This is a genomic window from Streptomyces sp. NPDC058525 (assembly GCF_042719495.1).
GTDB lineage: Bacteria > Actinomycetota > Actinomycetes > Streptomycetales > Streptomycetaceae > Streptomyces.
This window is the reverse complement of sequence record NZ_JBHXNP010000200.1, coordinates 2914-4248: the sequence shown is the minus strand read 5'-3', so window position 1 is coordinate 4248 and position 1335 is coordinate 2914. Positions and strand designations below refer to the sequence as shown.

Below are 1335 nucleotides of genomic sequence, written 5' to 3'. Positions count from 1 at the left end.
TATACCCCCCTCCGCCCCACACCGATTGGTTTTTTTTGGGGGGGGGTTTGTTTTTTTTTAATAATACAGTGGCCCGCGGCCGCCCGGCGCCCCCCGGGGGGGCCCCCGCGGCCGTTTCCCTTCCCAGGAGATCCCGCCGTGCCCGAGGGGCATACGATCCACCGCCTCGCCCAGGACCACACCGAGCGGTTCGCCGCACGCCCGGTCTCGGTCAGCAGCCCCCAGGGCCGCTTCGCGGAGAGCGCGGCCCTGCTCGACGGGCGCGAGCTGGAGAGCGCCGAGGCACACGGCAAGCACCTCTTCCTCGAGCTGGGCGACGCCTGGATCCACATCCACCTCGGCCTCTTCGGCAAGCTCGGCTTCGGCCCCGCCCCGGCGCCGCCCGCGGCCGACACGGTCCGGCTGCGGCTCCTGAACGAGGAGCACTACGCCGACCTGCGCGGACCCACCGCCTGCGCGCTGATCGGCGAGGGCGAGAAAAAGGCGGTGCACGACCGGCTCGGCCCCGACCCGCTGCGCCCGGCCGACGACCCCGACCGCGCCTGGTCCCGGATCTCCCGCTCCCGCACCACGATCGCCGCGCTCCTCATGGACCAGAAGGTCGTCGCGGGCATCGGCAACGTCTACCGCGCCGAGGTCCTCTTCCGGCACGGCATAGACCCCTACCGGCTCGGCAAGGACCTCGCCCGCGCCGAATGGGACGCCATGTGGGCGGACCTGGCCGCGCTGATGCGCGAGGGCGTGCGCAACAACCGCATCGACACCGTCCGCGACGAGCACCTGCCCGAGGCCATGGGCCGGCCGCCGAGGGTCGACGACCACGGCGGCGAGGTGTACGTCTACCGCCGGGCGAACCTGCCCTGCCACATCTGCGGCGCCGAGATCCGCACCGCCGACCTCGCCGCCCGCAACCTCTTCTGGTGCCCGGGCTGCCAGACGCGCTAGCGGCGGGCCGGACAGGGCGCTCGCGGGCCGGGGCCAGCTGACGCCCGAGTCAGGCCGGCTGGCGCCGGGGCCGGGCCGGCCGGCGCCCGGGCCGGGTCGGCTGGCGCCCGCCTGACCCGCGAGCGCCCGCCCGGCCCGGCCAACTGCCTGCCCGACCGCGAGCGCTCGGTCGGGCGGGCGGGTGCCCGGCCCGGCCTGCGAGCGCCCGGTCGGACCGGCCAACTGCCTGCCCGACCGCGAGCGCCCGGTCGGACCGGCCACCTGCCCTCCCGGCCTGCGAGCGCCCGGTCGGACCTGCCGCCGCCCTCCCGGCCTGCGAGTGCCCGGTCGGCCTGCCACCGCCCGCCCGCCCCGCGAGCGCCCGCCCGGACCAGCCAACCGCCCGCCTGG

Annotated in this window: 1 protein-coding gene; it reads left to right on the top strand. The window is 76.3% G+C overall.

Annotated features, from left to right (window positions below):
• The first annotated feature begins 138 nt into the window (after positions 1 to 138).
• Positions 139 to 945, top strand: coding sequence for an Fpg/Nei family DNA glycosylase (locus ACFWP3_RS41605; protein ID WP_384232144.1), 807 nt, complete (start codon positions 139 to 141; stop codon positions 943 to 945).
• The last annotated feature ends 390 nt before the right edge of the window (positions 946 to 1335 follow it).